3 protein-coding genes and 1 pseudogene are annotated in these 5,687 nt (G+C 55.7%); 2 read left to right on the top strand and 2 right to left on the bottom strand.

Annotated elements, in window-relative coordinates:
• Together P0D89_RS50610 and P0D89_RS50605 are read right to left on the bottom strand one after the other, a co-directional pair.
• Positions 1-349: oligosaccharide flippase family protein (locus tag P0D89_RS50610; protein ID WP_408379294.1), on the bottom strand; the 349-nt coding region annotated here is incomplete at its 3' end.
• 107 nt (positions 350-456) lie between these two features.
• Positions 457-1,428 (bottom strand): glycosyltransferase family 2 protein, encoded by a 972-nt coding sequence (locus tag P0D89_RS50605; protein ID WP_408366988.1) that lies wholly within the window; start codon positions 1,426-1,428, stop codon positions 457-459.
• Positions 1,429-2,128: 700 nt separating this feature from the next.
• Between P0D89_RS50605 and P0D89_RS50600 the strand changes: the two are divergent.
• Both P0D89_RS50600 and P0D89_RS50595 read left to right on the top strand, forming a co-directional pair.
• Positions 2,129-2,299 (top strand): annotated as a pseudogene (locus P0D89_RS50600) (IS21 family transposase); the annotation flags it as partial.
• Positions 2,300-3,479: 1,180 nt separating this feature from the next.
• On the top strand, positions 3,480-4,796 hold the full coding sequence (locus P0D89_RS50595; protein ID WP_408379291.1) for an oligosaccharide flippase family protein: 1,317 nt from the start codon (positions 3,480-3,482) through the stop codon (positions 4,794-4,796).
• Positions 4,797-5,687 lie beyond the last annotated feature (891 nt).

Genomic DNA, 5,687 nt, shown 5'->3' with positions numbered 1-5,687 from the left:
GGAAAAGCCACTGTGGGAACAAAACCGTTCCAATAACGAGCGGATAGGTAGCCAGCAAAACCGGCAGCATTTCGCGTAATCTTGGTACGAAGAAGGCCGCTAGCAGCAAGATGGCGAAGCCGACCACCGCGATAAGCGCGTTTGCCACTTGTGTCGTCCCGAAGATCCTCGATACCGCGTACCGATCATGCTGAACACGTGCGACTTGGGCAGTGGATGACCAGTTAAACCCGTACTCAGTCAGCAACACGAGATAGCCAACGATGGCTTGCGCGAAGACGTACGCGCCGAAGCTTCCCGGACGGAGGACGCGCAACAGATAAGGGAATGTCGCAAGCGGCAGTAGCATATTGGCGGCTTGAAGAACTCGGCAACGTTGGGGTTGTGTCTACGGGTTGTATAACGTGCGCCGCCTGCCCATCGTGGCGTACTCCACGAACGCTTCGCCACTTCTCTTCAGCGATGGAGTCGGGCTTCGCCCTTGAGTCTGTACAGTTCTGGCACCAGCGCAAGCAAAATACGTTTGGGCGCGAACAACCGCGGCGAGATGTGCGTCGCGACATGCCACATTGCAGCAACGTTCCTTGTTCGCAAGCTTAAGTTCGGGCCGACGAGGGAACTGACAAAGTGCAAATCACCCAGCGCATTGTCGATAATTTCTTTTTTTATCGCTGCCCGTTGCGGCGGCTTGAGCGCGGAAAAGGACAACTCCGACAGTTCGCGAACCAATCGACTCATGCTGTCGTAATGATGCAGCGTCTTTGATGAAAACATGATTGAGCCGGACCTTAACCGTCGCTTGTATAGTTTTTCATGCAGCACGGCAACCTTGAGTTTTTTTTCCAGCAAGAGCGACACAAAAAAGTGATTGTCTTCGAAGACCATGCCTTCTATGAAGCGCAGATTACCTATAGCCGACCGGCGAGCCACAAAGCAACACGCCTGTACGCAATAGTGTCCCTGCCGAAGCGACTCGATGATGAAATCATCGGACCATAAAGGCGAGTTTCCAACCGGCCGCTGGAAGTAGTCTGCTTCGAGCTTGTACATCGGCGAGTCAGTCGGGAAAACCTCACCCTCGAACAGGACCACGTCGATTTCCTGATTTGTGAATTCCCGATAGCAAGCACTTAGTGCATCTGCATCGATGAAGTCGTCGCTATCCAAGTAATAAATGTACGTGCCTACCGCGACTGACGTGCCCAAATTGCGCGCCGCGGACAAGCCGCCGTTTTGTTGCTGCACATATCTGAAACGGGCGTCCGTTGCACAGAATCGTCTTGCAATTGCGGCCGTAGCGTCCGTCGATCCATCATCGACGATAATCGCCTCGAAATCGGAAAACGACTGTCTCGCAATGCTCGCCAGCGCTTCCTCGAGGTAATCCTGCATATTGTAGGCCGGCACAATGACTGAAAAAGCTGGCATGTAACATCCTTGCTAGTGTGCTACCAAAGAAACCTACGTCATCAAAAGCGATTAGGTTTCCGAATGATCCTGCGTTACAGGAAGAATCAGTGAAGCCATTGGCGACGCTTACAGGTTGGTTCCTAAAGTCATCAGGGCGCTCCCTTTTTCGTGTGCTGTGATTTGGCATCTGATCAAGGATATTACCAACAGATGGAAGAGCGATCATTGGCAATGATTTGTGAACACTACCCCGCCATTGGACGGAAGATAGGCAAGCGGCATAAACTGGCGTGATATTGGCCGAAAAGGCCGAGCTCATGGGACAAATGGAAGGTCGGGTCGAAATAACGCGGTTCGCTATGATGTGCGGAACGACACGAATGACTGGAACCCGGTGAAGACGTTCAGTCCGTCGGTTGGCCGACTGCCCAGCGGCTTGCGGTAGCGCTGAACCGGTCGATCAGATCTAATGGATGGCCTGCGCATTGCGCCTCAGGCGCACCTGTTGCTTGTCCAGTGGCGATCGGGTTCGCTGGCCGAGGGGGCGAAATTGGGCGGTTTGCCGGCGCGACCGTGTAAGAAGCCGCCGGGCAGGGAGGTGGAGCGGTTTAAGGTCGAGGAGTTGCGCGTCCACCGATTTCGTCGGCCAAGCACTCCGGGGAAATTTGCTGCCGCCGCCCGCTGGGATTCGAAGATCGCCTTGGTAGCAACGGATGCGCCCGGAGAAGATGCCCCAGTCGATGACCGCGAAGGCGCGTTCACGCGCGATCCGAAGGCGGGCCCCTTCCGCCGACCGCGGTTATTCGTCATGACACTGCGCTAGTCGCGGCGCAGCTTCTGGCGCGTGTTTTCGAAATCGAGCAGACAGGTCTCGCCCCAGCTTCACGAGGTCGTGCGCACTGTGTGGGACCACACGACACTGAGCGTGGATCGCGGCAATTATGCGGCACGGCCTGCAGCATTCGGCAGCGTCGTATGCGTGCGGTTCACCACACCATCATAAAGATTCGCGATCGCCGTACGCAGGAGCCGCTGCATACGAATGCGCGCGGACTCTCAGCCAGCGTGCGCAAAGTTTCAAGCTCTGCCAGCACATGTTTGAGGCTTCGACAGAATTTTTTCCGCCGCTGGCGACAAAGCGCGAATTAGATGCTGGCGCATCCGCCGTCTTGCAAGGGCCGCAGGTGCACACGTCAGCCGGTTGCACTCTGTGGACGTCAATAGTTCTTATTTCCCAGCGCGCAACTGCCATAGAACGCTGTCGCAGCAGATAACACCGCCTCATTCGTAATGGGGCTAGGCTTAAACGGTCATTAGCACACGAATTTGTGCCGTCGACGACTTGACGCACAGTTCGCGGGCTAAGCTTCACCGCAAAATGCTAGGAAACCTCGCCCCGCGCACTGGTCTGTTTTCGACCCGGTCCATGAGACATTTGTTCCTGCGACGCCGTCCAGCGGCTGTTGCCGGCCAGCCTCATCTGCCCTTCATATACAAAGGATCTTGGCTTTGGTGCCTCGAACGGATGTGTGGCGGCTGTCCGATGTCACCTCTTCGCGAACCTTAACGCCGGAAGCGTGCGGCATTGCCTCCATTTAGTGTGACGCGACCTGGCGGACCATATCGCGGGAAGGCTCTCCGACGAACGAGGGTTGATGCGAAACTGTGGGTGGTGTTTGGAATGTTCGGCGAAGAAAGTGCTACACGCATGGTGCGGCCGCGCCGGCCACCAAATAGCGCACGCGGCGAAGCCCCGATACCAACGGTAACGTAAAGAGCTTGAAACAGAGCGTGCAATGCTGGGTTATTCAACGGATCGACGGCTCGACCGACGGGAAGCGAGCGATCGTCGAAAAATGGCGCCGGATGATGGGGAATTCGGGCGACTATCGTGCACCACGGTAGCGAGTCCGTTCTGAAACCTTAAGAACCACCTTGCAACTTTGTATCCTCAGCTTTGTGTATCTTCGCTTAGCTGCCGGTTCTGACTTTGTGCGCTATCGCCCTCAACCCGCTTGCCCGCCGTTGCTTGGCTGCGCGAAACCTAAAACGTATGTACGGAGCACCAAATGGATAGACGGAAGAGCATACGGGTTATTGGGTTTGTCTACGGCGGCTACTTGATGAGGTACTTGTATCTCATCATCGTGGTGCCGTTTTACGCCAGGGTGCTCGGTGTAGACGGATACGGTCGGGTACTGGCGTCGATGTCGCTCATGAACGTGATATGGATGCTCGTCAGCTACGGCTTTTGCCCGGTCGGTATGCGCGACGTGTCGAAAGCGAAATCCATGGAGGAGGGTAACGACACCTTCTCTTTGCATGTGACCGTGCGTCTCGTCCATGGCATGGTGGGCGGATGTATAGGCCTGGTTGCCACGATGTGTTCGCCTGTTCTGTCCCAAAACCCTTTAATCGGTGTGCTGGCTACGCTGCTGGGGATCGTGTCCGGAATGAACCTCGGTTGGTTGTTTCAGGGCCTTCACCAGTTTCGAAAGCCCATCTTAATCGAGGTCTTCGGTTTCGCCTTAAGCCTTGTGCTGGTTTTGACCATCGTAAAAGGGCCTAATGACGCCGTTTGGGTCATTGCGAGTCTTTTGATCGCGGGTGTGGCGTCCTTGACCATTTCATATGGTCTTGCGATCTATCAGCTGGGCTGGCCGCGTTTCAGATGGGCAGGCATCGTTCCGCTCACGCGAACTTCAACGATGCTTTTCCTTTACTCGTCAGCGTCGATGGTTTTCACCGCATCGTCGACCTACCTTTTGACGTTATTGTCTACGCCCGACCAGGTCGGCTACTTCGGCGCGGCTGAACGCTTCGCGACGCTCGGTCTCGGGCTAATGGGACCGGCAGCGCAGGTATTCATTCCCACCATAACCCGGCAGCTCGCACAAGGCGACATGGAAGGAGTGCACGAAACGAGCCGCCGCAGCGCTACCCTGCTGATGGGATATGGATTGCTGATTTTCTGTGGCGCTCTCGCGCTGTCGCCTTTCGTGCTGCCTTTGATCCTGGGTGCTTCCTTTGAACATAGCGCTCACATACTTCAGATTTTCGCGTGGATGTTCCCGTTTGCTGCCTTTAACGAGTTCGTTGCCGGCTACGTATTCTTGCCGCGAAGGAAGGATCGCCTGCTTGCCACAGTGGGCATCGCTTCGGGCTTGTTTAATGTCGTAGTGGCGCTGATCCTTGCTCCTCGGTACGGCGCTGTTGGACTCGCACTCGCTCGCGTCATCGGCGAAACGATGCTATCGATCATGCTGATGGGCCTCATGATTCGTCTCGATCTGGTTGGCCTGGTACCTGGAGGCATGCGTGCACTCGGCATGGTTAGGATTGCACGCGGTTTTCGGCCTCGGACGAGTGTTGCGAAGGACAAGTGAATTTGTGGAGCCGAGGTGACGGGACCGGGAAAAGTGAGTTTCGGGGCGCGCAGGGTGGCGACGATCTGGGGTGCCGGTCGACGGTGGCGCGAGGTGTAACGCACTCTACGGTTTCCGTAACGGAAGTCCATTGACCGGTCTCCACGGGCGCAGGGGTGCGAAGCAATCCGCAAACTCAAGAACTGAGTCATGATCGCCTTACTGTAGGACGCGGCGCCCACGTGCCGCTAGAATTTGGACAGCCTTGCGGCACTCAGCCGACGGGGGGAGTTCTGCAGCACACGGACAGGAACCTCAATTGATGACCGCCAAGAGTGAACATGCCGAACAGCGCGCACGGATCTGCGCCATTCCAAGATCGGGCCGTTGATTAAATTATGCAATTGGTAAATATCGGTGGGAGCAGAAGCGACGATAGCAACAAGCACTTGCACGGCGTGCCTGAGCGGTCAGTGCCAACATGCTTGACGGATGGCAGTCATGGGGTCAGACGATACATGGACCGAGGACGACCGACCGCCGCTGCCATAGCCACGTCCGCAATCTGGGGCCGCGTATGACAGTGGAAGAAACTATGTAAAAAAATCGGAATAATATATAGTCCAGCGGAACAGGCTGCCGCTTCGATACTGCTGGCGCTATCTCTGAAAGAAGTGGCCCCGTTCGTTCGGACAGTTTTTTCGATTTTTAAGTGGAACGCTGGGCGGTCACGCTGCCGTTTTAATCGCGGGCAGCATCGCGAAGTAAGCTTCATCAGAGGTCTTGTCCGACAGACTTGAATGAGGCCTTTGCTGGTTGTACAAGTGTGTTTCATACTGCCCAACCTCGCTATGTGCTTGATAAATCTAGAGAGCCCTGTTGTGCCATTGGTTTTGTGGGGTATCCGCGCCG

It is taken from the genome of Paraburkholderia sp. RL18-085-BIA-A (genome assembly GCF_046027075.1).
In the GTDB taxonomy this organism is placed as follows: domain Bacteria; phylum Pseudomonadota; class Gammaproteobacteria; order Burkholderiales; family Burkholderiaceae; genus Paraburkholderia.
Note: the sequence above shows the minus strand (reverse complement) of the source record. Positions and strands in the feature narration are given on the sequence as shown.

Bases quoted from the DNA above. Each gene is read 5' to 3' on its own strand.
- P0D89_RS50605 (WP_408366988.1), bottom strand. From the start codon at position 1,428: ATGCCAGCTTTTTCAGTCATTGTGCCGGCCTACAATATGCAGGATTAC.
- P0D89_RS50595 (WP_408379291.1), top strand. From the start codon at position 3,480: ATGGATAGACGGAAGAGCATACGGGTTATTGGGTTTGTCTACGGCGGC.